The sequence below is a fragment of the Sorangium sp. So ce145 genome, assembly GCF_051525985.1.
In the GTDB taxonomy this organism is placed as follows: domain Bacteria; phylum Myxococcota_A; class Polyangia; order Polyangiales; family Polyangiaceae; genus Sorangium; species Sorangium cellulosum_B.
In genome coordinates, this window is sequence record NZ_CP150315.1 from 6,208,657 (window position 1) to 6,232,313 (window position 23,657).

General features: G+C 71.7%; 18 protein-coding genes. 10 read left to right on the forward strand and 8 right to left on the reverse strand.

Going from position 1 to position 23,657, the window contains the following annotated elements:
• Nucleotides 1–116: 116 nt before the first annotated feature.
• Entirely contained in the window at nucleotides 117–500 is a 384-nt protein-coding gene (gene apaG, locus WMF34_RS22690) for a Co2+/Mg2+ efflux protein ApaG (protein WP_044965505.1), read from the reverse strand.
• 253 nt (nucleotides 501–753) lie between these two features.
• On the opposite strand from apaG, the gene WMF34_RS22695 reads away from it, so the two are divergent.
• Nucleotides 754–1,806 carry a rhomboid family intramembrane serine protease gene (locus WMF34_RS22695; RefSeq protein ID WP_437994526.1) on the forward strand — a complete coding sequence of 351 codons (1,053 nt, stop codon included), beginning with the start codon at nucleotides 754–756 and terminating at the stop codon, nucleotides 1,804–1,806.
• A 75-nt stretch (nucleotides 1,807–1,881) separates the two neighbouring features.
• Here the strand turns inward: WMF34_RS22695 and WMF34_RS22700 are convergent, their stop codons facing one another.
• The gene (locus tag WMF34_RS22700) at nucleotides 1,882–3,093 is read right to left on the reverse strand and encodes a hypothetical protein (RefSeq protein ID WP_044965507.1); all 1,212 of its coding nucleotides are present in this window, start codon (nucleotides 3,091–3,093) and stop codon (nucleotides 1,882–1,884) included.
• A 159-nt stretch (nucleotides 3,094–3,252) separates the two neighbouring features.
• On the opposite strand from WMF34_RS22700, the gene WMF34_RS22705 reads away from it, so the two are divergent.
• On the forward strand, nucleotides 3,253–3,879 hold the full coding sequence (locus WMF34_RS22705; protein WP_437994527.1) for a hypothetical protein: 627 nt from the start codon (nucleotides 3,253–3,255) through the stop codon (nucleotides 3,877–3,879).
• A gap of 36 nt (nucleotides 3,880–3,915) precedes the next feature.
• Here WMF34_RS22705 and WMF34_RS22710 read toward each other — a convergent pair whose 3' ends face one another.
• A complete protein-coding gene (locus tag WMF34_RS22710) occupies nucleotides 3,916–5,091 on the reverse strand; it encodes a 1-aminocyclopropane-1-carboxylate deaminase/D-cysteine desulfhydrase (RefSeq protein ID WP_437994528.1) in 1,176 nt (391 codons plus the stop codon).
• Nucleotides 5,092–5,113: 22 nt separating this feature from the next.
• Nucleotides 5,114–6,100 (reverse strand): ferritin-like domain-containing protein, encoded by a 987-nt coding sequence (locus WMF34_RS22715; protein ID WP_012237028.1) that lies wholly within the window; start codon nucleotides 6,098–6,100, stop codon nucleotides 5,114–5,116.
• A gap of 193 nt (nucleotides 6,101–6,293) precedes the next feature.
• Here WMF34_RS22715 and serC point away from each other — a divergent pair, with 193 nt between their 5' ends.
• A complete protein-coding gene (serC, locus tag WMF34_RS22720) occupies nucleotides 6,294–7,379 on the forward strand; it encodes a 3-phosphoserine/phosphohydroxythreonine transaminase (protein ID WP_437994529.1) in 1,086 nt (361 codons plus the stop codon).
• Between the two features lie 547 nt (nucleotides 7,380–7,926).
• A complete protein-coding gene (locus WMF34_RS22725; RefSeq protein ID WP_044965509.1) occupies nucleotides 7,927–8,247 on the forward strand; it encodes a KGG domain-containing protein in 321 nt (106 codons plus the stop codon).
• 241 nt (nucleotides 8,248–8,488) lie between these two features.
• On the opposite strand, the gene WMF34_RS22730 is transcribed toward WMF34_RS22725, so the two are convergent.
• A complete protein-coding gene (locus WMF34_RS22730) occupies nucleotides 8,489–9,433 on the reverse strand; it encodes a fatty acid desaturase family protein (RefSeq protein ID WP_437994530.1) in 945 nt (314 codons plus the stop codon).
• 441 nt (nucleotides 9,434–9,874) lie between these two features.
• On the opposite strand from WMF34_RS22730, the gene WMF34_RS22735 reads away from it, so the two are divergent.
• The gene (locus WMF34_RS22735) at nucleotides 9,875–10,927 is read left to right on the forward strand and encodes an agmatinase family protein (protein WP_437994531.1); all 1,053 of its coding nucleotides are present in this window, start codon (nucleotides 9,875–9,877) and stop codon (nucleotides 10,925–10,927) included.
• A 46-nt stretch (nucleotides 10,928–10,973) separates the two neighbouring features.
• Here WMF34_RS22735 and WMF34_RS22740 read toward each other — a convergent pair whose 3' ends face one another.
• Nucleotides 10,974–12,266, reverse strand: coding sequence for a M18 family aminopeptidase (locus WMF34_RS22740; protein ID WP_012237033.1), 1,293 nt, complete (start codon nucleotides 12,264–12,266; stop codon nucleotides 10,974–10,976).
• Nucleotides 12,267–12,515: 249 nt separating this feature from the next.
• Here WMF34_RS22740 and WMF34_RS22745 point away from each other — a divergent pair, with 249 nt between their 5' ends.
• The 3 genes from WMF34_RS22745 to WMF34_RS22755 all read left to right on the forward strand — a co-directional run bounded on the left by WMF34_RS22745 (nucleotide 12,516) and on the right by WMF34_RS22755 (nucleotide 15,554).
• The gene (locus tag WMF34_RS22745; RefSeq protein WP_044965511.1) at nucleotides 12,516–13,652 is read left to right on the forward strand and encodes a quinone-dependent dihydroorotate dehydrogenase; all 1,137 of its coding nucleotides are present in this window, start codon (nucleotides 12,516–12,518) and stop codon (nucleotides 13,650–13,652) included.
• Nucleotides 13,642–14,790 (forward strand): GNAT family N-acetyltransferase, encoded by a 1,149-nt coding sequence (locus WMF34_RS22750; protein ID WP_012237035.1) that lies wholly within the window; start codon nucleotides 13,642–13,644, stop codon nucleotides 14,788–14,790. Before WMF34_RS22745 ends, WMF34_RS22750 begins: the two co-directional genes overlap by 11 nt.
• A gap of 68 nt (nucleotides 14,791–14,858) precedes the next feature.
• Nucleotides 14,859–15,554, forward strand: a complete 696-nt coding sequence (locus WMF34_RS22755) for a hypothetical protein (RefSeq protein WP_012237036.1) — start codon at nucleotides 14,859–14,861, stop codon at nucleotides 15,552–15,554.
• 48 nt (nucleotides 15,555–15,602) lie between these two features.
• On the opposite strand, the gene WMF34_RS22760 is transcribed toward WMF34_RS22755, so the two are convergent.
• Nucleotides 15,603–16,904, reverse strand: coding sequence for a sigma 54-interacting transcriptional regulator (locus WMF34_RS22760; protein WP_012237037.1), 1,302 nt, complete (start codon nucleotides 16,902–16,904; stop codon nucleotides 15,603–15,605).
• Between the two features lie 517 nt (nucleotides 16,905–17,421).
• Here WMF34_RS22760 and WMF34_RS22765 point away from each other — a divergent pair.
• Both WMF34_RS22765 and WMF34_RS22770 read left to right on the forward strand, forming a co-directional pair.
• A complete protein-coding gene (locus WMF34_RS22765) occupies nucleotides 17,422–19,674 on the forward strand; it encodes a DUF1588 domain-containing protein (RefSeq protein ID WP_437994532.1) in 2,253 nt (750 codons plus the stop codon).
• Between the two features lie 8 nt (nucleotides 19,675–19,682).
• A complete protein-coding gene (locus WMF34_RS22770) occupies nucleotides 19,683–20,957 on the forward strand; it encodes a DUF1501 domain-containing protein (RefSeq protein WP_012237039.1) in 1,275 nt (424 codons plus the stop codon).
• A 100-nt stretch (nucleotides 20,958–21,057) separates the two neighbouring features.
• Here the strand turns inward: WMF34_RS22770 and pbpC are convergent, their stop codons facing one another.
• Entirely contained in the window at nucleotides 21,058–23,655 is a 2,598-nt protein-coding gene (gene pbpC / locus WMF34_RS22775) for a penicillin-binding protein 1C (protein WP_437994533.1), read from the reverse strand.
• Nucleotides 23,656–23,657 lie beyond the last annotated feature (2 nt).

Sequence of the window (23,657 nt, forward strand, 5' to 3'; positions counted from 1 at the left end):
ATAGCTGCGATGCGGGCCGGCGCTCGGGTTCGTGGGGCCCTACCCCGCCGCCCGCGTGCACGGGCACCCCCTCCCCGCTGGCTCTTCCAAGGGGGGTGGGGGGTAACGGGGGCGGGTCAGTTCAGGGAGTGCGGCATCGCCAGGGTGAACGACGCGATCTCGGCGTCGAAGACGCGGCCGTCAGGGCGGTGCATCTGGTAGGTGCCGCGCATCGTGCCGCGCGGGGTCTCGAGCACACAGCCGCTCGTGTACTCGAAGTGCTCGCCAGGCTTGAGCGAGGGCTGCTGGCCGACGACGCCAGGGCCGCGCACCTCCTCCACCTTCCCGCTGCCATGCGTGATGATCCAGTGCCGCGTCCTCAGCTGGGCAGGCTCGGTGCCTTCGTTCGCGATCCGCACGGTGTAAGCAAAGACGTAGCGGTGCTCCGTCGGGGATGACTGCGTGGGGACGTAGACCGTCGAGACGGTGACCCGGATGCCCTGCGTGATGGCCGTCGACACAACCACGCACTGCCACCGCTGCGGCGCGCGCACAAGGGCCCGGCCGCGCAGCACGCGCACAAGGGCCCGGCCGCGCAGCGCCCACAAGGGCCCGGCCGCGCAGCGCGCGCACAGAGCCGGCAACCGGCAAGGAGCGCCGCGGCCCGGCGTGACGACGGGACGGCCAGGCTCCGGGAGACCCGGCGTTGACAGCTTCCGGGCTCATCCGCACGTTTCGATGAACCTTGGGTCGACGAACCGTGGAGGACCCGCCGTGGGCGAACAGAACCGTATCTGTGTTCGAGATGCAGTTGGCGAGCCGTTCGTCCCGATCGCGATCCTGCCGCCGGCGCGCGGCGAGAGGGCGGCGATGATCCAGAACGGCGATCCCACCTCCGGAGAGGCGGAAAATCACGGCCTCGGGCTCACGGCCATCGGCCCCGTCATGCCGGAGCGCAAGATCCGCGAGTGGGCCCTCGTCCTCCAGTCGAGCGAGCTTTGGCACGCCGTGCGGTACACGCCGGCGGGCTGGGTGCTCCTCGTGCGCGACGAGGACTACGCCCTCGCCGCGGGCTCGATCGATCGGTACGAAGCGGAGAACCGCAACTGGCCCCCGCTCCGCCCGCGCGAGCGGCTGCGCCACCCTCCGTCCATGGTCGCCGGCGTCGCGTTCGCCGCGCTCGCCCTCTTCTTCTTCCTCGTCACCGGGCCCGCGAGCGGCGGCGGACGCTGGTTCCAGCGCGGCGCCTCCGTCGCCGACCTCGTCGTGGGACCGGAGCCGTGGCGCGCCATCACCGCGCTCACGCTGCACGCCGACTCGGCCCACGTGCTCGGCAACGTCATCTCCGGGACGGTCTTCGCGTCCGCCGTGCAGCGCCGCCTCGGGCCGGGCGGCGCCGCGCTCGCCGTGGTCGCCTCGGGCGCGATCGGGAACTTCGCGAACGCGCTCTGGCACCAGAGCCTGGGCCAGCACCACGCGTCGATCGGCGCCTCCACCGCGGTGTTCGGCGCGATCGGGCTGCTCGCCGCCACGCAGCTGATGCTCGACCGCGCGCACGACAAGGAGAGCGGCGAGAAGCGCCACCTCCTCCACCTCGTCGCGCCGCTCGTGGGAGGCCTCGCCCTCCTCGGCGCCCTCGGCGCGAGCCCACGCTCGGACCTCGGTGCGCACGCCTTCGGGTTGCTCAGCGGCGCCGCGATCGGGGTCGTCGCCGGCCTCTCGCTGCGCAACCGGCCCGCGCCGCGGCGCCCCGTCGTCCAGGTCGCGCTGGGCGCGACCGCGGCGGCGCTCGTCCTCGGCGCGTGGCAGATCGCGCTCATCGCCTGAGCGCGCGACTGAGCGCGCGACCGCGGCGGCGCTCGTCCGCGGCGCGTGGCGCGCGCTCATCGCCCGAGCGCGACCTCAGTCGACAGGCCAGATCCCCACGGTGCCGCCGACCCAGGTCAGGTCTCGGTTGTGGTCGACGCCGAGCATCCTCCCGCGCGAGAGCCGCACCAGGTTGAGCACGAGCGAGAGCTCGGGCTCGTCCGGCGCGCGCAGGAACATCATCCGCACCTCGGCCTTCACCCCGTTCCCGTCGGGCATCGCGAGCGCCGGCTCGTACGCGACCTTCTCCTGGAGCAGCCAGCGCGAGCGCTCCCCCTCCGGGATCGCGGCGATGTCCTCGGGCGTGACATCGACCTTCACCCCGGAGCCCGCGAAGGAGAACAGCGGCTTGAGCACGTACCGCTCGAGATCCAGCGGCGCGCCCTCCAGCGCGCTCAGCGTCCGCGACCGCGGGAGCGCGGGGTGATCGATGTAGGGCAGCGTGTACTTCGACCAGGTCCAGTACCAGTTCGGGTGCGAGCACCACGTGACGTCGAGCGGATCGCCGTACCGGAACGGGAGCTCGACCCGCTTCGACTGGAGCTCGTCGAACACGACGCGGTTGTACAGCCGGCGGACCTGGACGAGCCGCCCACCCACGCGGCGGAACAGCCGGTCCCCCTCCCGGACGAGCGCCGTCGGACAGACGGCGTCGACGCCGACGAGGAGCTTCGTCGCCACGAAATCGGGGTACGTCTTCTGCTTCTCCGGCGCGAGGTCGAGCAGGACCACCGACTCTTCGGGCTCTCCCGCGAGGATCGCGCGGCGGAGCTGCGCGAGGACGTCTGCGGTGCTGCGGTCCCCGAAGCAGCACGACCAGCGCCGGTCGAGGCCCGGCATCCCGGCGAGCACCTCGGCCATGATCTCGACCTGGATGAGCATGAGCGCGTAGAGCGACGGGAACGCCTGCAGCTCGACCACCTTGCCCGTGAGCTCGCCGTCCGGGCCGCGCACGATCGCGAAGTCCACCTGCACGCAGTTGGGGAGCGGATCCATGCCCGGGACGTCGAGGTGCGCGGGGATGGCGCGCTTCATCTGCGCGATGAGCGCGGGGCTCGAGATCTGTCGCACGATCTCCGTCGCGGAGCGCTCGAGGTCGTCGCGCAGCCCGTGGGGCAGGAACAGCGGCGTCTCGGCGACGCGGAACGGGATCGCGCACCCGAGCCGCCGCTCGAGCCGGCCGAGGTAGTCCGCGTAGGTCGACGGCCCGAAGGCAGCGTTGAACGCGCGCCGGAAGGTGGGGTCCATGTATTTGTATTTTGTTGGTATCACGGCAACGCGCGCGGCTGAACGACCCGCCGGGCGCCTCCAGCAAGAGCGCGCCGGGGGCTCTCCGCGGTTCGATCCGGCTTGAGGACGCGGGCACGGCGACTACAGTCGCCGCGAACCCCGCCGAGGCCTCCCACGATGATCAAGCTCCGCTCCGCCATGGTTTTGCCGCTCGTCGCCGCGCTCGCCGCGGCGTGCTCGAAGACCCCCGAGCCGACAGCCACATCCGCGCCCGAGGCGCCGGCGACCAGCAAGCCCGCCGCGCCCGCCGAGGCGGCGCCCGCTCCGAAGCCGGCGCCGGCCAGCGGCCAGCAGGCGGGCGGCGAGCTCGCGTGGGATGCCCCGGCGAGCTTCGAGAGCGCGCCGAACCCCAACGCGATGCGCAAGGCCACGTACAAGATCAAGCGCGCCGCCGGTGACACCGAGGACGCCGAGCTCAGCGTGAGCCAGGCGGGCGGCAGCGTGGACGCGAACATCACGCGCTGGGCCGGCCAGTTCTCCCAGAAGAGCGACGATTCCCCCAAGCGCACCGACCTCAAGGCCGGCGATCTCAAGGTCACCATCGTCGAGGTGAAGGGGACGTTCGCCGGCTCCGGGATGCCCGGCATGCCCGCGTCGGATCCGAAGCCGAACTATGCCCTCCTCGGCGCGATCGTCGACACGCCGTCCGGGCTCTGGTTCTTCAAGATGACCGGCCCCGAGAAGACGGTCACCGGGGCGCGCGCCGACTTCGACAAGCTCGTGAACAGCCTGCGCCTGAAGTGACGCCACAGCGCGGCGCGTCGACCACGCGCCGCGCCCTCAGTACGCGATCTCCCCGTCGAAGAACCGCGCGAACGCCGGCGGGAGCGCCGCCGCGCCGCCCTCCGCGAGCGGCGGTCGCGCGCTCGAGAGCGTCTGCCAGAGGAGGATCGTCTCCCGCGGGCGCTCCTGCGCGATCCCGCGCAGCGCGGCGAGCGCCTTGGCGCTGTACGTGACCTCCCCCGGCACACCGATCAGCCGCTCCACCTCGGGGATTGCCGCGATGGACGCGGGGGTCGGCATGCCGTAGCCGGGGCCGATCGCGCGGTGATCGATCTCGAAGCGGACCGGCGGGAGCCGACGCCGGGTGAAGCGCGGCGCGCGCCGGGCGAGCAGGCGCTTCATGCTGCCGATCTCGTACCGGACGACGGCGCGGTTCGACGCGATGCGCTCGGTGATGCGAACGCCGACGATCGTGGTGGGCCAGCCGAGCACCGCGGCGCCCAGCGTGAGCCCCGCCAGCGTGCCGCCCGTCCCCGAGGGGACGACGATGCGATCGGGCCGGGGGGCCTCGCCGCGCTGGACCTGCGCCGCGAGCTCGAGCATCGCGTCGACGTAGCCGAGGCACGGGAGGGCGGACGAGGCGCCTGGCAGGATGAAGTACGGCCGGTCGGCCCGCCGCAGCACCCGGATCGCCCGGACCGCGGTGGTCGCGTACCCGCCGCCATGGACGAGCTCGGCGCCGCTGGCCGCGTCGGCGAGGAGCGCGCCGCGGCCGAACCGGGTGATCGGCTGATCGAACAGGACCGCGGTGACGGCGAAGCCGAGCGCGCGGCCGAAGAGGGCCGTGGCGGTGACCTGCGTCGACGCCAGCCCGCCGACGGTGACGAGCGTCCTCGCCCCGCGCCGCTCCGCGTCGGCGAGCAGGAACTCGAAGCGACGCACCTTGTTGCCGCCGTAGAGCGGCGAGATCAGATCGTCACGCTTGACCCAGACGCCGCCGCGGCCGAGGTACTTCTCGATCGCGGCGCACGGGACGACAGGCGTCGGCGCGTGCGCGAGGGGGCGCCACGGGACCTGCCCCGAGAGCTCGGGCAGCTCGGCGAAGAGCGGCAGCTCCCGCGACGCGGGCAACGCGGGCAACGCGGGCGAGACGGCAAGACGCGCCCCGGGAGGCCCCGCCGCGCCGGCCGCCCCGGCGCGGGCGGCTCGCTCCTCGTCCTCGCCGTCAGCCACGCTCCACCTCGCGTTCTCGCGTTCAGGCGCGCGCCGCCGCGCCGTGCCCCGCCTGCCTGCCGCCCGGGCCCGCCTGCTCACCGGCGTCGCCGGGGTCGTCTTCCGCGCTATTTCCCATGCCAGCTTCCGCGCCAGCGCCGAGGCGGCCGCCGCGCGCGACCAGGGGATCGCTCAGGTAGGTGTCCGTCAGCCGCTTCGGCCCCGCGAGGCCGAGCAGCCGGAGCGGGAAGAGCAGCACCGAGAGCACCCACGACGCGAGGCCGAGCGCGAGCTTGCCCCCGTACGCCTCCGCCACCAGCGCGAGCTTGCGGCCGGACGACATCGACGAGATCGGCGCCTCGGTCAGGCCGATCCGCATGAGCCGGAGCTCCGCGATCCGCACCGTGTGGCGCACCAGATCGGGCAGGCGCTTGAGCGCCGGGTGGTCCATCGGCAGGCGCTTCTTCATGAACGCCTCGAGCCGCGACACGCCCCAGAGCGACACCAGCGCGAGGCCGAGCAGCCGCCTCCGGAGCGCCGGCCTGCCCGCGATGGCCTTCCTCGTCTGCTGCTCGCCGAAGTCGACGTGCCGCTCTTCCTGCCGCACCCCGCGCTTCAGGATGGCGACGATCTCCGGCTCATCCACGGTCTCGATCATCGCGTAGAAGGCCTGGAGGACGAGCCCCTCGCCGAGGGCCATCTCGAGGGCGACGTGCTCGGCCCAGTCCCCGCCCATCAGCCCGGTCGCGAGGAAGCGCACGCTCCAGGCGGCCTTGTCCGGCGGCGCGCCCAGGATCTCGAGGATGCGGAGGAAGTTGCCGACGTGCTGGAACTCCTCGACGGCCTGGCGCGCGAGGAAGCGCGCGGACTCCAGGTCGGGGGCGTTGTAGAGCCAGTGCCCTATCTGGACGCCGGTGATCTCCCCGTAGAGGAACTGCTGCACGGCCCAGACGATCACGTCCTTGTCCTTGACGGGATCGAGCCTGGCGCCCTGGAAATCGAACGCCATCTCTTCGCGGGTCACCAGCATCAGTCGCCCTCCGGTGCGGTGAATTTAGCCCAGATCGCGGCCGCGGGCAGGTCCGAGGCGAAGGGCCCGGCGCGGCGCGATCCGCCGCGGCGGCGCTCCTGCTCGGCCCGTCCGGCGGAGGCGGCGCCCCCCGTGGTATACGGCCGACACGGCGGCATCAGGAACCGCCGACTTGAACCTCAGGAGAAGCACCATGGCGCGTGTCCACAACTTCAACGCCGGCCCTGCCGGGCTCCCCCTCCCCGCCCTCGAGCGCGCGCAGCGCGAGCTCCTCGATTTCGAGGGGACGGGCATGTCGATCATGGAGCACAGCCACCGCGGCAAGGCGTTCGAGGCGGTGCACAACGAGGCGATCTCGCTGCTCCGGCAGCTGCTCGGCCTGTCGGACGATTACCACGTGCTGTTCATGCAGGGCGGCGCGGCCATGCAGTTCGCGGTCGTGCCGATGAACCTCCTGCCGCCCGGCAGGAGCGCCGACTACATCCTGACCGGCGGCTGGTCGGAGAAGGCCCTGGAGGAGGCGAAGCGCGTCGGGACGGTGCGCGTGGCCGGGAGCACCGCCGTCGACAAGCGGTACACCCGCATCCCCCACCAGGGAGAGCTCTCGCTCGATCCGAACGCCGCCTACGTCCACATGACGACGAACAACACGCTGTTCGGCACGCAGTGGCACTGGCTGCCCGACACGGGCAACGTGCCGCTCGTCGCGGATATGTCGTCCGACATCCTGTGGCGCAAGATGGATATCTCCAGGTTTGCCCTGGTTTACGCCGGTGCCCAGAAGAACATCGGACCGAGCGGGATCACGGTCGTGCTCGCACGCAAGGATCTCGTTGACAGCGCCCGAAAAGACATTCCCGTCATTTTCCGTTATGCCACTTACGCTGCCAACAACTCGCTCTACAACACACCTCCGACATTCGCAATCTACCTCATGCGCAACGTGCTCGCGTATACGCTTGAGATCGGTGGGCTCGAGGAGGTCGAGCGACGGAATCGCAAGAAGGGTGAGCTGCTGTACGAAACCATCGACGCGCACCCGGACGTCTTCCGGGCGCCGGTCGAGAAGGAGAGCCGCTCGTTCATGAACGTGGTGTTCCGGCTGGCCAGCGAGGAGATGGAAAAACGCTTCGTCGCCGAGGCCGCAAAGGAGGGTATGGTGGGGCTCGCCGGACACAGGTCGACCGGGGGTATCCGGGTTTCGATCTACAACGCAGTACCCGTTGCATCGGTAGAGCGCCTCACGGCGTTCATGCGGGATTTCGCCAAGAGGGGTTGACTCGCGGCGGGAGCACGACGTTCTCGGTATTTCCAGGTTCGCCGCTGTTTCCAAAACACGCTCGGCGAACCTCCCCCTAATTCGTCGCGTCCCAACCTTCAGCCCGCTTGACGTTGTTCCGCCCGGCACAACAGGCCTTCGCGGAAAGGGTCTGTCGGCCTTTCCGCAGCTGGGAGGGAGGCGGTGAACACCGCTCCCCGACCAGCACCGGAAGGGGACGGCGAACGCCGCTCCCCGACCAAGCACTGGAAGGGGACGGCGAACGCCGCTCCCCGACCAGCACCGGAAGAGAGCGGCCATCGCCGGTCTCGACCGGCCCGGGAGGGGACGGGGGGAACGCCGTCCTTTACCGGCTCGCAGGCCCCGTTCGGAGACCTGAATCGAGCGAGCCAACCGTAAGGAGAGGATGATGGCGAGCATGGACGATCGTATGATTTCCAGGAGTGAGGAGGGCCAGGAGGAGAGAGGGGCCTCGCCGAGCGAACCCCCGCCTTCTTCAGCGTCGCAGCGGGCTGCCAACGAGCGGCAGCAGCGTGGCTTCGCCGCCATGGACGAGGACCGTCAGCGCAAGATCGCCAGCAAGGGCGGGAAGGCAGCCCACGAGAAGGGCACGGCGCACGAGTTCACGCGCGACGAGGCGCGCGCCGCCGGCAAGAAGGGCGGCGAGGTCGTCAGCCAGAACCGCAAGCACATGGCCGAGATCGGTCGCCGTGGCGGCGAGCGCGTGAGCCAGGACCGGGCCCACATGGCCGAGATCGGCCGCAAAGGCGGCGAGGCCGTGAGCGGCGATCGCCAGCACATGGCCGAGATCGGCCGTCGTGGCGGCGAGTCGCGGGGAGACCAGCCGCGGGAGAATCAGCCGCGCTGACCGGGGACGCGCAGGGCCCGGCGCCGGGGGGCGCCGGGCCAACCCCCTACCCCATCGCAACGGCCACGACCCTGGCCTCCCGGTCGTCGCCGCAAGGTGCCTCTCGGGAGGTCTCCAGGCGCCACAGGACCGCGCGCGCCGCGCCGGCATGGCACCCCCGCACATCTCGACAGCCAGACGCCCGGCGCGCCGCCCCAGGAGGGCGGCGCCGAACCTCCAGCGCGGGGCAGGCGCCGGCGGGTCAGCCGGGCGCGATCGCGCCCAGCGAGACGTCGCTGGGCGTCTCCTTCGGGCCAGGGATCCATTCCTCGTCGGGCTCCTCCGGCGGGAGCACGACCGGGGCGCCGTCGTAGCGCAGGCGCTTGCCAGGCCAGACGAAGCTGCGGAAGAGGTAAGCGAGGAGCGACGGCTGGTCGAGGCCCGGGTGGATGAAGGGCGCCACGCGCCTCGCGTGCGCGGCCGGCAGGAGGCTCCAGTGGAGGCCGGGCTCCATGTGATGGATGGAGTGGAAGCCGTTGTTGTACGTCCACCAGTTGACCAGCCGGCCGACGAAGTTGCGCGAGTGGTTGTACTCGCTGTCCTCGTCGCAGCCGTCGTGCTGGAGGTAGTTCATGGTCACGATCCCCCACGCGGCGTACTGGTGGGGGATCAGGACGTAGAGGAGGAACTTCTGCCAGTCGAGCGCGAGCAGGGCCCCCATCGCGCCGAGGAACACCGCCGACTCGAGGAGCATCTGACGGAACCACGGCGGGTTCCGCCGGTACATCGCCTTGAAGTAGCGCATGTCGGCGGGCAGGATGTCCCGGACCACGCGGCTCATGAAAAAGAGGCCGTTCAGCAGGTTCCACCGATAGCGCACCTTCGTCGTCCGCATCACGTCACGCCGGGACTGCGTGTACTTGTGATGGCTGAGGTTGTGACCCGGGACGTAGGCGCTGACGGGGTGCCCGTAGGTGAGCGTGAGCGCGACCTGGAACGCGCGGTTCATCCATCGCCGCCGGAACACGGGGCAATGGACCGCGTTGTGGGTCGCGACCGCTCCGAGGAACGAGAACACGCACGTCGTGGCGAGGAGCGGAATCGCGAGCCATAGCGCGCGCGGCGCGTAGACCCATTGCACCGCCACGAGCACGAAATACGTCGCGACGAAGAGGAGTGTCTTGATATCGGCGCGGTACCGGAGCATGGCTGTTCTTCGCGTCTGCTATCAGGACCACGCGCCGAACCGACCGGCAGCGCCGAGCAGCGCTGACCGGCCCGGACGGGCGCAGCGGCCCATCTTCTCGGCGCTCTTCCTAGCGCATTTCGTCGCAGCTGGAAGCCCGAAGTTGCATTCCGACGAGCGCTCCGCGCCATCCCCACCCGACATCCGTGTTTCACGCCGATGTCTCACGCTCGGTGCGATCGTCTTTACGCACCTCGCGCCGGTGTGCAGGCGTGGGAGCCGCTCCGCCGGTGTGCAGGCGTGGGAGCCGCTCCGCCGGTGTGCAGGCGCGGGAGCCGCTCCGCCGGTGCTCGGCGGCGCGTGCGGCGGAGCACTCCGGCGCGCTCCGGCGCGCTCCGGCGTGCGCTGGGCCGGAGGCGGCTCGCGCTTGACGACCTGGTCGCGAACCGCCAACGTGGCCGCGTGAGCTCATCCCCTCTCGGCTTCGATCCGAACGGTCCCGCCATCGGCAACGGGATTTACGGGCTGCCACACACTGCTGAGGACGCCCGGGTGGTCCTCGTCCCGGTGCCGTGGGAGCCGACGGTGTCCTACCGCCGCGGCGCCGCCAAGGGCCCGGGGGCGATCCTGCGGGCCAGCCGGCAGGTCGACCTCTTCGACCTGCACACGGGCAGACCGTACGAGCAGGGCATCGCGATGCTCGACGTCGATCCGGACATCGTGCGCTGGAATGCGGAGGCGTGCGCCGCGGCCGAGCCGGTGATCGCGGCGCACGGGGAGGTCGCTGGCGACCGGGACCTGGAGGCGCGCCTCGCGGCGGTCAACGCGCTCTCCCGCCGGCTGAACGAGCGCGTCACGGAGATCGCCTTGCGATGGATGGAGCGGGGCAAGCTCGTCGGCGTCATCGGCGGTGATCACTCCTCCCCCTACGGCGCGATCGCGGCGCACGCCGCGCATTACCCGGGAATGGGGATCCTGCACATCGACGCGCACGCCGATCTACGCAACGCGTACGAGGGATTCACCGACTCCCACGCTTCGATCATGCACAACGTCGCGACGAACCACCCGACGATCCCGCGGATCGTCCAGGTCGGGCTGCGCGACATGAGCGAAGACGAGCTCCGGTTCATCCGCGAGTCGAACGGGCGCATCGTCGCCCACATCGACGCCTCGATCGCCGATCGGCTCTTCGAGGGCGAGCCGTTCCACCTGATCGCCGACTCGATCGTGGAGGATCTCCCCGACGACGTCTATGTGAGCTTCGATATCGACGGCCTCGATCCGACGCTGTGTCCGAGCACCGGCACGCCAGTCCCCGGCGGGCTGACGTTCCAGCAAGCCGTCGCCCTGATCGGCCGCATCCAGAAGAGCGGCCGGCGCATCGTCGGCTTCGACCTGAACGAGGTCGCGCCGAAGGACGACGCCGACGACTGGGACGGCAACGTCGGCGCCCGCCTCCTCTACAAGCTCATCGGCTTCACGCTTCTCTCCCACGACACGCGCAGCCGTTAACGAAGCGAGCGCGTCGCGCGCACTCTCCCCCAACGAGGTGCCCGCCTCACGAAAGCGCGCGGCGGTAGGTTTCGATCGCGAGGTGGACGTCCAGGGTGCCGGCCATCTCGCGGCACGAGTGCATGCTGAGCATCGGCGCGCCGACGTCGACCGTGGCGATGCCGAGCGAGGCCGCCGTGATCGGGCCGATCGTGCTGCCGCAGGGGAGATCGCTGCGCACGACGAAGCGCTGGGGGGCGTAGCCCACGTCGTGACAGAGCGCCTCGAGCGCGGCGGCCGTCGCGCCGTCGGTCGCATAGGACTGGTTCACGTTCGACTTGATCACGAGCCCGCGGTTGATCTGCGGGGCGTGGCGCGGCTCGTGCTGATCGGCATAGTTCGGGTGCACCGCGTGGGCCATGTCCGCCGAGACGAGCAGCGATCCGGCCATCGCGCGGGCGAACGCCTGCGGCTCGCGCCCCGGGTAGACGTCGACGATCCGCGCGAGCACGTCGCGGAGCACGCTCCCCGCCGCCCCCACGGCGCTCCGGCTGCCGCACTCCTCGTGGTCGTAGAGCGCGATGACCCGCGTCGCCGCGGAAGGAGCGGCGCCGATCAGCGCGGCCGTCGCGGCGTGACAGCTCGCGAGGTTGTCCAGGCGGGACGCGAAGATGAACTCGTCGGAGAGGCCGCCGAGTGACGCCTTGAGCGTGTCGTACAGGCAGAGATCGAAGCCGAGGATGGCGTCGCGCGGCGCGTCGACCGCGCGCGCGAGCAGGGCGTTGAGATCGGCCTCCTTGCCCAGGCCGATCACGGGGACGAGGTGCTTCTGCGCGTTCAGCACGAGCCCCTCGGAGTTGACCCCGCGGTTCAGGTGGATCGCGAGGTTCGGGACGCGGGCGACCGGGCGGCCCAGGTCGACGAGGAGGCGCTCGATCCGCCCGTCCCTGCGCACGTGGACGCGGCCGGCCACGCTGAGATCGCGGTCGAGCCAGGTCGAGTACAGGACGCCGCCATAGACCTCGACCCCGAGCTGCTGGTAGCCGCTCCGCGAGAGCTCGGCGCTGGGCTTCACCCGGAAGTTCGGCGAGTCGGTGTGCGCGCCGATGACGCGAAAGCCGCCGAGCGCCGGGTGCTCGGCCCCGACCACGAACGCGACGATCGTCGACCCGCCCCGGATGACGAAGCGGCGATCGCCCGGAGCGACCGCCCACGCGTCGCGCTCCCCGAGCTCCGAGAAGCCGGCCGCCACGAGCCGCGAGGCGACCTCGCGCACGGCGTGGTACGGCGTCGGCGAGCGATCGATGAAGGCGCAGAGGTCGCGGGCGGCCGCGACGCCGCGCTCGCGCAGCGCCGCCATCTCGTCCGCGCTCCTCGCGAAGCGCTCGCCAAGGTCGGTCAGTGGCCTGGGATCGCCTGTGCGATCGAGGATCTCGGGGGACGTCATGGAGGGCGCGGAGTCTAGCAGAGCCGCCGGGCCTCGCCCTGCGCGCCAACGCCGAGATGGCGGCCCACGCGGCCGGTGCGCCATGGTATCCGCCACCACCGCGCCGCTCGCAGGACCTCCTCCGACGCCGCGCGCCGCAACCCGCAACGGAGACGCGCCCCGATGTACCGCCTCGTCCGACCGCTCCTCTTCGCGCTGCCGCCCAGCCTCGCGCACGAGCTCGGCATGCTCGCGCTCGCCCCCATCGAGCACGCGGCGCCGCTCCGCGCCCTCGTGCACGCCCGCCTCGCGCCCCGGGATGGGCGCATCGCCGTGCGCACCATGGGGCTCGACTTCCCTTCCCCGCTCGGCGTGGCGGGCGGCTTCGACAAGGACGCCCGCCGGGCCCGCGCGCTCGCCGCCCTCGGGTTCGGCTTCGTCGAGCTCGGCACCGTCACGGCGCAGCCCCAGGCCGCGAACCCGCCGCCGAACCTCTTCCGGCTGCCGGCCGACCGGGCGCTCATCAACCGGCTCGGGTTCCCGAACCAGGGCGCGGCCCGCGTCACGGAGCGCCTGCTCGGCCGCGGCGGTACGGCGGCCGTCGGCGTGCCGGTCGGCATCTCGATCGGCAAGTCCAGGGTCGCGCCGCTCGATCCCATCGAGCCCGCGATCGACGACTACCTCGCGAGCTTCCGGGAGGCGCGGCGCGCGGCCGACTTCGTCGTGATCAACGTGTCGTCGCCGAACACGAAGGACCTCCGCGCGATGCAGGGCCCGGCGATCGCGCGGGCGCTGCTCTCCGCGATCGCGCGGGAGAACCGCGCCGCCGGGGCGCCGCTGCCGCTGCTCATCAAGGTCGCCCCGGACCTCGGCGACGAGGAGCTCGAGGCGCTGCTCGCCGTGGTCGAGGAGGTCGGCCTCGCCGGCGTCATCGCGACCAACACGACCGTGCGGCGCGACGGGCTCGCGACGAGCCCGGCGGACGTCGAGGCGATGGGCGCGGGCGGGCTGAGCGGCCCGCCCCTCCGGCAGCGCTCGCTCGCGATGGTGCGGCGCATCCGCGCGCGCCTCGGGAGCAACGTCACGGTGATCGGCGCCGGGGGCATCGAGTCGGCGGAGCACGCGATGGACCAGCTCCAGGCGGGCGCCGACCTCGTGCAGATCTATACAGGCTTCATCTACGGCGGCCCCCTCCTCCCCGCGGAGATCGCGCGCGGGCTCTCGGACCTCGTGGCCCGCTCCGGCGCGCGGTCGATCCAGGACCTCGTGAGCCGGCCAGGCGGCGCGACGCGCGCTGCTAGGATCGGCCATGGAGCTTGAAGCGCACGTCCACGACACCATCCGCGACATCCCGGAGAGCGAGTGGAACGCGCTCGACGGGGTGAGCGAGGCGCCGTTCCTCACCTGGGCGTGGTTCGACGCGCTCGAGCGGACGGGGTGCGTGGGCGAGGCGGCGGGCTGGCTGCCCCACCACATCACGCTCCGGGCCGAGGGGGCGCTGCTCGCCGCGGCGCCCGCCTACCTCAAGGACAACAGCGAGGGAGAGTTCGTCTTCGACCACGGCTGGGCCTCCGCGTCCCACCAGATCGGCGCGCCGTACTACCCGAAGCTCGTCGTCGCGGTGCCGTTCACCCCCGCGACGACGCCGCGGCTGCTCGTGCGGCGGCCGGAGGACCGCCCGGCGCTGCTGCCCGTCCTCGCCGAGACGCTCCGCAAGCTGGTCGCGCGGAGCCGCATCTCGAGCGCCCACGTCCTGTTCCCGACCGAGGACGAGGCCGCCGCCCTCTCCGATGCCGCCATGGCGCACCGCTGCGGCGTCCAGTTCCAGTTCGAGAACGAGGGGTATCAAACGCTCGACGACTTCCTCGCGCGCTTCAACGCGAAGCGGCGGCACCAGATCCGGCGGGAAATGCGCGAGTCCACGAGGCAGGGGCTGTCTATCGCCACGCTGCGCGGCGCGGAGATCACGCCGGAGATCGTCGATGCCATGTTCGGCTTCTACGTCTCCACCGTGGAGAAGTTCGCCTGGGGCCGGCAGTACCTGAACCGCGCCTTCTTCGAGGAGATCGCGGCCCGGCTGCGCGGCGGCGGGGCCCAGGGAGGCGTCGAGATCGTCCTCGCGCGGGAAGGCAAACGCCCCATCGCGGGCGCGCTCAACCTCGCCGGGCCCACGACGCTCTACGGCCGTTACTGGGGCGCGTCGGAGGAGCGCCCGTTCCTGCATTTCAACGTCTGCTATTATCACCCGGTCGAGGACTGCATCGCCCGGGGACTGCGCCGCTTCGAGCCGGGCGCGGGAGGGTCGCACAAGCTCGTTCGCGGCTTCGCACCGAGCGTCACCCACAGCGCGCACCACATCGCGCATCCACGCCTGGACGCCGCGGTGCGCGAGTTCCTCGTGCGCGAGCGCGCGGCCGTCCGCGCGAAGACGGCGGACAGGAGCGTGGCATTCCGCTGAGCGCCTCCCTGGCGCAGCGCGACGTGCGGTGTTGACGTGACGCGCGCTGGAGAGGGATGCTGCCAGACATGCGCGCCTTTCTTGCACTCCTCGCCTCCTCCATCGTCTTCGGGCTCGCCGCGAGCGGCGGCTGCTCGAGCAATGAAGCGACCGACACGACCTCGACGGCAACGGCGGCCACGGTCGCCGGCGCCGGCGGCTCGCTCGGCTTCGGCTGCTTCGGCGGCAGCCCGGATGGGCGGTGTACGATCCTCGCCCAGGTCCCCGAGAGCTGCAGCTGCCCGGACTGCTCCGACACGGCGAGCTGCCTCGGTCGCTGCAACGACGACGGCGCCTGCGACATGCGGCCAGACGCCCCCGACGGCGAGGATTGCACCTGCCAGGACTGCGCGGGCACCGTCGCGGCCTGCAGCCCGAGGCGCGGGTGCAACGACAACGAGGGGTGCAACGCCAACGAGGATTGCACCTGCCCCGACTGCACGAGCACCCCGCGGTGCACGGATCACTGCACGGACAACGGCTCGTGCGCGGAGTACTTCGAGGGGTGCTCCTGCGCGGATTGCCGCGGCGTGGAGCGCTGCGGCGGGGACCCGGCCACGAGCACGGCCGCGGCCACGACGAGCAGCGGCGCGGGCGGCGACCCCGCCGGCAGCGGCGGCGCGGGCGGCGACCCGACCGGCAACGGCGGCGCGGGCGGCGACCCCGCCGGCAGCGGCGGCGCGGGCGGCGATCCGACCGGCAACGGCGGCGCGGGCGGCGCCTAGGACACGCTCGGCGCCCTCGCCGCTCCGCGCCCTCGCCGCTCCGCGCCCTCACTGCTTCGCGGTGAGCCCGTGCTTCCTCAGGAACATCCGCACGTGGTGGCGCTCCATGCCCGCGCGGCGCGCCATCTCGCTGACGTTGCCGCCCGTCGCGCGGATCAGCTCGCTGAAGTAACGCTGCTCGAACGCCGCGACGGCGCTCCGCTTCGCCTCGCCGAACGCCGACGTCGGCACGACCACGTCGCCGCCGCCCTCGAGCGGCAGGATCGAGGCGATCGCCTCGGCCCCAGGCGGCAGGCTCGCGGCCACGCTGGTGACGTTCATGAGCTCGCGGACGTTGCCAGGGAAATCGTGCTGGCCGAGCGTCGTGGTGATGAGATTGACCATCTCCACGGCGCGCTCGGGGCACCCCAGGCGCTCGCAGACGCGCTCGACGAGCAGCGGGATGTCCTCCCGCCGCTCGCGGAGCGGCGGCAGCTCGATGCGCATCTGGGCGATCCGGAAGAAGAGATCGCTCCGGAAGCGCCCGGTGTTCATGCTGCGGCCGAGGTCGCGGCGCGTCGCCGCGATGATCCGCACGTCGACGGGCTCGTAGATCCGTGACCCGACGCGCTTCACCTTCTGCTCGGTGAGCGCGCGCAGCAGCTTCGGCTGGAGATCGGGCGGCAGCTCGCCCAGCTCGTCGAGGAAGATCGTCCCGCCGTTCGCCTCGTGGAAGGCGCCGCTCCTCCGCTCGTTCGCCCCGGGGAAGGCGCCGCGCTCGTGCCCGAAGAGGAAGCTCTCGGCGAGCGCGCCCGGCAACGAGGCGCAGTCGACGACGACGAACGGGCCGCCGCGCCGGCTCGAGACGTCATGGATGGCCTGCGCCGCGAGCTCCTTGCCCGTGCCCGTCTCCCCGGTGATCAGCAGCGAGAGCTCCGTCGAGGCCACCTCGCGCAGCAGGCGGAACAGGTGGCGCATCCGCGGCGAGGCGCCGATCAGCGGGCCGAAGCTCTCGTCGAACCCGACGTCGACGCGCTCCTTGTCGAGCGGCTCGAAGCTCAGCACCGAGCCGCCGACCTGGATGGCGCACGCGGCCGTCAAGATCGCCTCGCGGATGCGGACCGTCGACACGAACGTCCCATTCTTGCTGCCGAGATCGCGGACGAGCACGCCCGGGCCCTCCGCGCGAAGATCGCAGTGCGTCGAGCTGACCTCCGGATCGTCGACCACCACACCGCAGCTCGGATCGCGCCCCACCACGATCGGCGCGATGCCGATCTTGACGGGATCCCGGCCCGCCGACCGCAGCGTGCCGCCGCGAACAAACCACTGAACCGCGCGAGCGCGGGTCGCATCCCTCGTCGAGCTCATATCCAACGGTTATTCGATTTCCCTGGTCTTGACCACATCCACGCACGCCTCGCGCGCCCACGGGTGGGAGCACCCACCTGGGCGCACCGGGTACGTAGCTTCCGGAGGAGCCGCAGCCTCCCGTCGAAAAACTTCACAACCACTAGAGGTAACAAAGAGAAATTCTGATCAAGCAATGTGCTGAGCGCATAGCGGGAGAGGCCCCCGAGAGGTTAGAGTACGTGGTCTACGCAAGCGATGAAGCGGGCGCTCGTCCCGCTCGCCTCATCGGGTGTCGATGGTCGATGAACGAGGACCCGGCCATCGCGGGGTGGATGCGCCCCGCGATAGGGGCTGTCGGTGTGTGTTCTTTCAACGCGATTCGGGGCTCCGCTCTCCCGGTCCCCTCAACGTGGGAGTCGCGCGAGCGCTCCCGGCGAGGATGCTTATGCCGAGAATAGGATGGTTACTCCGGAAGCGCGCCGCGACGGCCCTGGGGCTCCTGGGGCTCTCCGCGGGCGCGAGCGCGCTCGCGTCCGTGTCCGCCGGTTGCAGCAGCGAGGCCGACGGCCCGTGCATCTCCGACGAGCAATTCTTCGCCGAGAAGGTGTGGGTCCCCATCCTCTCGACGAAGTGCATCGGCTGCCATAACCCTCAGGGGCAGGCGGCGGAGTCCAAGCTGATCCTCGCCGGGAGCAGCGAGGCGGGGTTCCTCGACAAGAACCTCGCGACGTTCAAGTCGCTCGCCGGGCTCGAGCTCGGCGGCGAGTCGTACGTCCTGCTCAAGCCGACGAAGGCCATCGAGCACGGCGGCGGCCAGGTCCTCGCCTCGGACAGCGCCGAGGTCGAGGCGCTCCGGGCGATGGTGGAGCGCACGAAGGAGCCGTCGTCCTGCGAGACGGACGTCAACGCCTCCTTCGCCGGCGTGGTGATGAGCGGGCCCGAGGAGACGCTCCGCACGGCGAGCCTCGAGCTCGCCGGGCGCCTGCCGACAGAGGCCGAAGAGGAGGCCGTCGCAGAGAGCGGCATGGACGCGCTGGATCCGATCCTGGACCAGATGCTCACGGAGGAGACGTTCTATGTGCGGCTGAAGGAGATCTACAACGATCTCTTCCTCACCGACCGTTACCTGAACGGCGAAGAGGCCGTCGATCTGCTGCGGAGCGACGCGTACGATCCGAAGTGGTACAACAGCCTCCCGCAGGATCCGGCGCTGGTCGCGAAATACGGCGCGCGGGACCTGGAGGACGTCGCCAACAAGCTGAAGAGCTGGACGAACCGGGCCGTCGGGAGGGAGCCGCTCGAGCTCATCGCTTACATCGTGCGGAACGACAGGTCCTTCAAGGAGGTCCTCACCGCCGACTACACGGTCGTGAGCCCCTTCTCCGCGAGGGCGTACGGCGTGACGGCCGAGTTCAAGAACGACGCGGATCCAGACGAGTTCGTCCCGGCGAAGCGCGATCCGATCCCGCTCGCCGGCGTGCTCACCTCCCCCGTCTTCCTGTCCAGGCACCCGACGACGAACACCAACAGGAACCGCCACCGCGCGAGGATGGTCTATCAGTTCTTCCTCGGCACCGACATCCTGAAGACGGCCGAGCAGCCGCTCGATCAGACGAAGATCACCGACTTCAACCCGACGATGAACAACGCGGCGTGCACCGTCTGCCACGCCGCCCTGGACCCGCTGTCGGGCGGGTTCCACAGCTTCGACTCCGCGGGCCGGTACGAGGAGGACGACACCTGGTACGAGGACATGCGGCCGCCGGGCTTCGGCGCCGAGTCGGTGCCGTTCAGCGAGTTCCCGACCGCGCTCTCGTGGGTGGCGAAGCGCGTCGCCGACGACCCCCGCTTCGCGCTCTCGGCCGTCTATACGATGTACACCGGCCTCACCGGGCAACAGCCGCTCGCCGCGCCGACCAACGACGATCCGGAGTTCAACGCCAAGTTCCGGGCGTACCTCGCCCAGTACCACGCGTTCAACACGATGGCGCACGACTTCGCCGACGGCGGTTACAACCTGAAGACGGTCGTCAAGGCCATCGTCAAGAGCCCCTATTTCCGGGCGCGCAACGTGGCGCAGGCGTCTCGGGGGGAGGCGCTCACGCAGCTCGGCGGCACGCGGTTCCTCGGGCCCGAGCAGCTGCACCGGAAGATCTGGGCGGTGATGGGGTATCCGTGGCGCCCGCGGGCGTTCGAGGACGACGGCAATCGCTACGACTTCCTGCTCCGGCGCGACGCCTACCGCATGCTGTACGGCGGCATCGACTCGCAGGACGTGATCCAGCGGATCACGGAGCCGAACGGGATCATGGCCAACATCGCCGACCGGATGGCGAACGAGATGGCGTGCATCGCGGTGCCGCGCGACCTCTACCTCCCGCAGGAGGAGCGGCTCCTCTTCCCGTACGTCGAGACGACGTTCGAGCCGCGGGACACGAACGATTTCGACGTGCTGCCGGCCGTCGAGGGGATCAAGCAGAACATCCAGTACCTGCACAAGCGGGTGCTGGGCGAGTCGCTCGAGCTCGGCGATCCCGAGATCGAGCGGACATACAAGGTCTTCCTCGAGACGTGGGAGGAGGGCAAGGCGGGCATGGCGAAGCCGGAGGGCGAGGAGGGCCGGCTCTCGAGGTCGCTGCCCGGCCCCTGCCAGGTGCACAACGACTACTGGACTCGAGAGGGGCTCCCCGACGACGAGAAGCTCACGCGCGACGAGAACTACACGGTCCGCGCGTGGATGAGCGTCATGACCTATCTCCTTTCGGACTTCAGGTTTCTTTACCAGTAGGAGCAGCCATGGAACGTCGAGATTTCCTCAAACTGGCATCTATGGCGGGCCTCGGCGTCGTCGCAGCGGGCGTGCTGTCGAGGGACGCCGCCGCGGCCGGCCCCTACGCGGGCCCGCTCTGGGTCCACATCCACGCGAGCGGCGGCTGGGACCCGACGAGCCTCTGCGATCCCAAGGGCGCGATGAGCGCCGAGGAGCAGAAGACGCGGGAAGCGATGAACCGCAGCTACCTGCGCGAGGCGATCGGGACCGCCGGCAATCTCAAGTACGCGCCGGTCGGCGGCAACGACGCGTTCTTCAAGAAGCACTACAGCAAGCTGCTCGTCATCAACGGCATCGACACCGGGACGAACAGCCACGACGCCGGCGTCCGCAACACGTGGTGCGGCACGCTCCGCGAGGGCAAACCCGCCTTCGCGGCGCTCGTGGCCGGCGTCCACGGCGGCGCGCTGCCGATGGGGTTCATCAGCAACGGCGGCTACGACACGACGGCGAACGTCGTCGCCGTCACCCGCATCCCCGACACCGGCCTCCTGCAGCGGCTCGCCTATCCGAACAGGATCGATCCGGGGAACGAAGAGAACCGCGAGCAGTACCACACCGACGCCACGATGACGCGGATCCTGGAGGCGCGGCAGGCGCGGCACGCCGCGAAGCTCGAGCAGCAGCGGCTGCCCCACGTCAAGCAGGCGATGAGCACGCTCTTCACGTCGCGCGTCGGGCAGAACGAGCTCAAGCAGCTCATCCAGTACCTGCCCGCGGAGTTCGAGAACGCCTCGCTGCGGCGGCAAGCGCAGGTCGCGCTCGCGGCATACCGCGCCGGCATCTGCGTGAGCGCCAACCTGTCGGTGGGCGGGTTCGACACGCACGGCAACCACGACGACAACCACATCCCGCGGCTCGACCAGATCTGCGACGGGATCGACTTCATCCTGACCGCCGCGGAGGAGCAGGGCATCGCGGACCGGATCGTCCTCGTCGTGGGCTCGGACTTCGGGCGGACTCCGGGCTACAACGAGGGCAACGGCAAGGACCACTGGAACATCACCAGCATGATCCTGGCCGGCGCAGGCATCGCGGGGAACCGGGTGATCGGCGCGACGGACGACCGGCACAACCCGCTCGACGTCGATCCGGTCACGCTCGCGCCCAAGGAGGGCGGCGTCCGGCTCAAGCCGGGGCACATCCACAAGGCGCTGCGCAAGCTGGCGGGGATCGCGGACGATCCGCTCGTGGAGCGATTCCCGCTCTCCGAGGAAGAAGACCTGCCCCTCTTCGGGTGATGTGGCCCGCGGGCGGCGCGCCGCGCCGCCAGCGACTGCAGCGCGGGTGACTTCATCGGAGCCGGCGGGCGAGGAGGCGGGATGTCGCCTCGCCCGACGCTCACTCCACCGAGAACGCGATCTCCTCGCTGGCGGCCGCTCCGTCCGCGTCGACGCGGAGCCGGTGCGCGCCGGCGACGAGCGGCCAGTCGAGCGCGAACGGCGGGCCGACCTCGATGGAGCGCCCGTCGAGCACGAAGCGCACGCGGGGCACGCCCGGAGGGACGTCGGCGCGCAGCCGGATCGCCTGCAGCGAGTTGATCGAGGGGTCGAGGACGAACCGGGCGCCGTCGGGCGGGTACGCGACGCGGACGCGCGCGCCGGCGCCGGCTGGCGGAGCGCCGGGCGCGCCGTCGAGCCCGGCGAGCGCGCCGCAGAGGGGCGACGCCGCATCGGGCGCGAGGGGGCGGCCGGCGGCGCGCGCCCACGCGGTGAGCTCCGCGTCGTAGCGCTCGACGACGCGCTCCTCGACCGCCGCGTCGGGGCAGGCCCCGGCGCGCAGGCCGTTGCGGCGATCGATGCGCACGGTCTCGTGCATGTCGCAGGGCGAGAGCGCCGCGACGTCGCCGCGCGGGAGGAGCTCGTGGCGGCGGTGCGGGCACGCGGCGGTCGGCCTCATGCCGGACAGGGCGCAGACCTCGACCTCGGCGAGCTGCTCGGGATCGGGCGGATCGAAGGGGCGCGGCGGCCGGACGCGCGCGGCGGCGAGCATGGCGTCGCGGAACAGCGGGCCCGCGCCGGTGATGCCGCTGACGCCGCCCATGGGCGAGCCATCGAAGTTGCCGACCCAGACGGCGACGGTGACGTCGGGCGTGAAGCCGACCGCGATGTTGTCGCGGAAGCCCTTGGACGTGCCCGTCTTCGCGGCCACGGGGAACGGCAGATCGAGCGCGTTGCCCTCGCCGAACGACGCGAGCCGCGCCCGGTCGTCGGCGAGGATGTCGACGATCACCCGGGCGCGCGCGGCGTCGAGGACGCGCGCGCCGCGCTCGGGAGGCGCCGCGGGCGGCTCGGCGGGCGCGCCGCTACCGCTGGACGCGGGCGACGCGGAAGAGGCCGCCGGCGAGGAGGGCGACGGAGACGACGAGGGGGCGAACGAGCGCACCGCGCGCACCGGCAGGTAAAGGCCTCCCCGCGCGAGCGTGGCGTAAGCGTTCGCGAGGTCGACAAGGCGGACCTCGCCGTCGCCGAGCGCGATGGCGACGCCGTAGCGCGACGGCTCGCGATCGAGCGAGCGGAGGCCGAGCTCCCGGAGCCGCGCGAGGACGCGCTCGGGGCCGAGCGCGGCCGCCGCCCAGACCGCAGGGACGTTGTACGAGTTGGCGAGCGCGTCCCGCAGGCGGACGGGGCCGTGGAAGCGGCCGTCGTAGTTCCGCGGCGCGTAGTTGCCGTTCGCCGTCGGGAACGAGAGCTCGACGTCGGGAAGGACGGTCGCGGCGGTGAACCCGAGCTGCTCCATGGCGAGCTCGTAGACGAACGGCTTCAGCGCAGAGCCGGGCTGGCGCAGCGCGAGGACGCCGTCGTTGTGGCCGAGCCCGGCGGCGTCGTCGATGTCGTGCGAGCCGACGTACGCGAGGATCTCGCCGGTCGCGTTCTCGATCACCACCACCGCCGCCGCGCCGACGTCGCGATCCGAGAGGCCGCGGACGGTCTGCTGCGCGAGGACCTCGATCTCGCGCTGAAGGCCGCGGTCGATCGTCAGCGTGATCGAGGTCGCCCGGCGCTCTACGATCCGCGACGCGGCGTCGGGGCCCCCGGCGGGAAGGCCCGCGCCCGGGCCCAGCGCGCCGCCGAGCACGGCGCGGACGAGGTGCGGCGCGCCGAGGCCGCCCCCCTTGGGGGCGAGCGCGATGGGCTCCGCGCGGGCGCGGGCCACCTCGGCCTCGCCGGCGAGGCCGGCCGCGAGCATGCGATCGAGGACGCGGTTCCTGCGGCGCTCGAGCGGCCCGGTGCCGCGGCGCGGATCGTAGAGCGCCGGGCCGCGCGGCATGCTGGCGAGCGCGGCGGCCTCCGCGAGCGACAGGTCGCGCGTGGGCTTGTCGAAGTAGAAGCGGCTCGCCGCCTCGACCCCGCGCAGGCCCGGGCCGAACGCGACGCGGTTCAGGTACTGCTCGAGGATCTCGCGCTTCGAGAGCGACGCCTCGATGCGCAGCGCGAGCGCCGCCTCGCCGAGCTTGCCGCGCGCGGTGCGGGGGCGCGGGACGAGCGTGCGCGCGAGCTGCTGCGTGATCGTGGACCCGCCCGAGACGACGCGCCGCTCCGCCGCGAGCTGGCCGACGGCGCGCGCGATCGCGATCGGATCGACGCCGGGGTGGCGCACGAACCGCTTGTCCTCCGCGGCCAGGAGCGCGCGCTGGATGCGATCGCCGGCCTCGGAGAGCGGAAGCCAGCGCGCGCGCGCGCCGTCTCCAGCGCGGAGCTCGCGGAGCACCGTGCCGTGGCGATCGAGCAGGACCGTGGACACGGCGTGGTCCTCGGGCGCCCCGAGCTCCGGCGGGAGCGGGGTGAGCGCCGCGAGGGTGGCGAGCAGGAGCCACGGCGCGACGGCGAGGGCGAGCGCGATCTGCGCCGCGCGGCGGAGGATCCGCCGCGCGCGCGGGCCGAGGCGCGCAAACCACCGCCCTGCGCGGCCGGGCCCTTCCTGGGAGTGCGCGCGCACGG

Coding starts and splice junctions, on each gene's coding strand:
- WMF34_RS22755 (WP_012237036.1), top strand. CDS start 14,859: ATGCGCGCCTTTCTTGCACTCCTCGCCTCCTCCATCGTCTTCGGGCTC.
- WMF34_RS22700 (WP_044965507.1), bottom strand. CDS start 3,093: ATGGACCCCACCTTCCGGCGCGCGTTCAACGCTGCCTTCGGGCCGTCG.
- WMF34_RS22770 (WP_012237039.1), top strand. CDS start 19,683: ATGGAACGTCGAGATTTCCTCAAACTGGCATCTATGGCGGGCCTCGGC.
- WMF34_RS22740 (WP_012237033.1), bottom strand. CDS start 12,266: ATGGCGGCGCTGCGCGAGCGCGGCGTCGCGGCCGCCCGCGACCTCTGC.
- WMF34_RS22750 (WP_012237035.1), top strand. CDS start 13,642: ATGGAGCTTGAAGCGCACGTCCACGACACCATCCGCGACATCCCGGAG.
- WMF34_RS22725 (WP_044965509.1), top strand. CDS start 7,927: ATGGACGAGGACCGTCAGCGCAAGATCGCCAGCAAGGGCGGGAAGGCA.
- WMF34_RS22760 (WP_012237037.1), bottom strand. CDS start 16,904: ATGAGCTCGACGAGGGATGCGACCCGCGCTCGCGCGGTTCAGTGGTTT.
- WMF34_RS22730 (WP_437994530.1), bottom strand. CDS start 9,433: ATGCTCCGGTACCGCGCCGATATCAAGACACTCCTCTTCGTCGCGACG.
- WMF34_RS22745 (WP_044965511.1), top strand. CDS start 12,516: ATGTACCGCCTCGTCCGACCGCTCCTCTTCGCGCTGCCGCCCAGCCTC.
- serC (WP_437994529.1), top strand. CDS start 6,294: ATGGCGCGTGTCCACAACTTCAACGCCGGCCCTGCCGGGCTCCCCCTC.
- WMF34_RS22705 (WP_437994527.1), top strand. CDS start 3,253: ATGATCAAGCTCCGCTCCGCCATGGTTTTGCCGCTCGTCGCCGCGCTC.
- WMF34_RS22715 (WP_012237028.1), bottom strand. CDS start 6,100: ATGCTGGTGACCCGCGAAGAGATGGCGTTCGATTTCCAGGGCGCCAGG.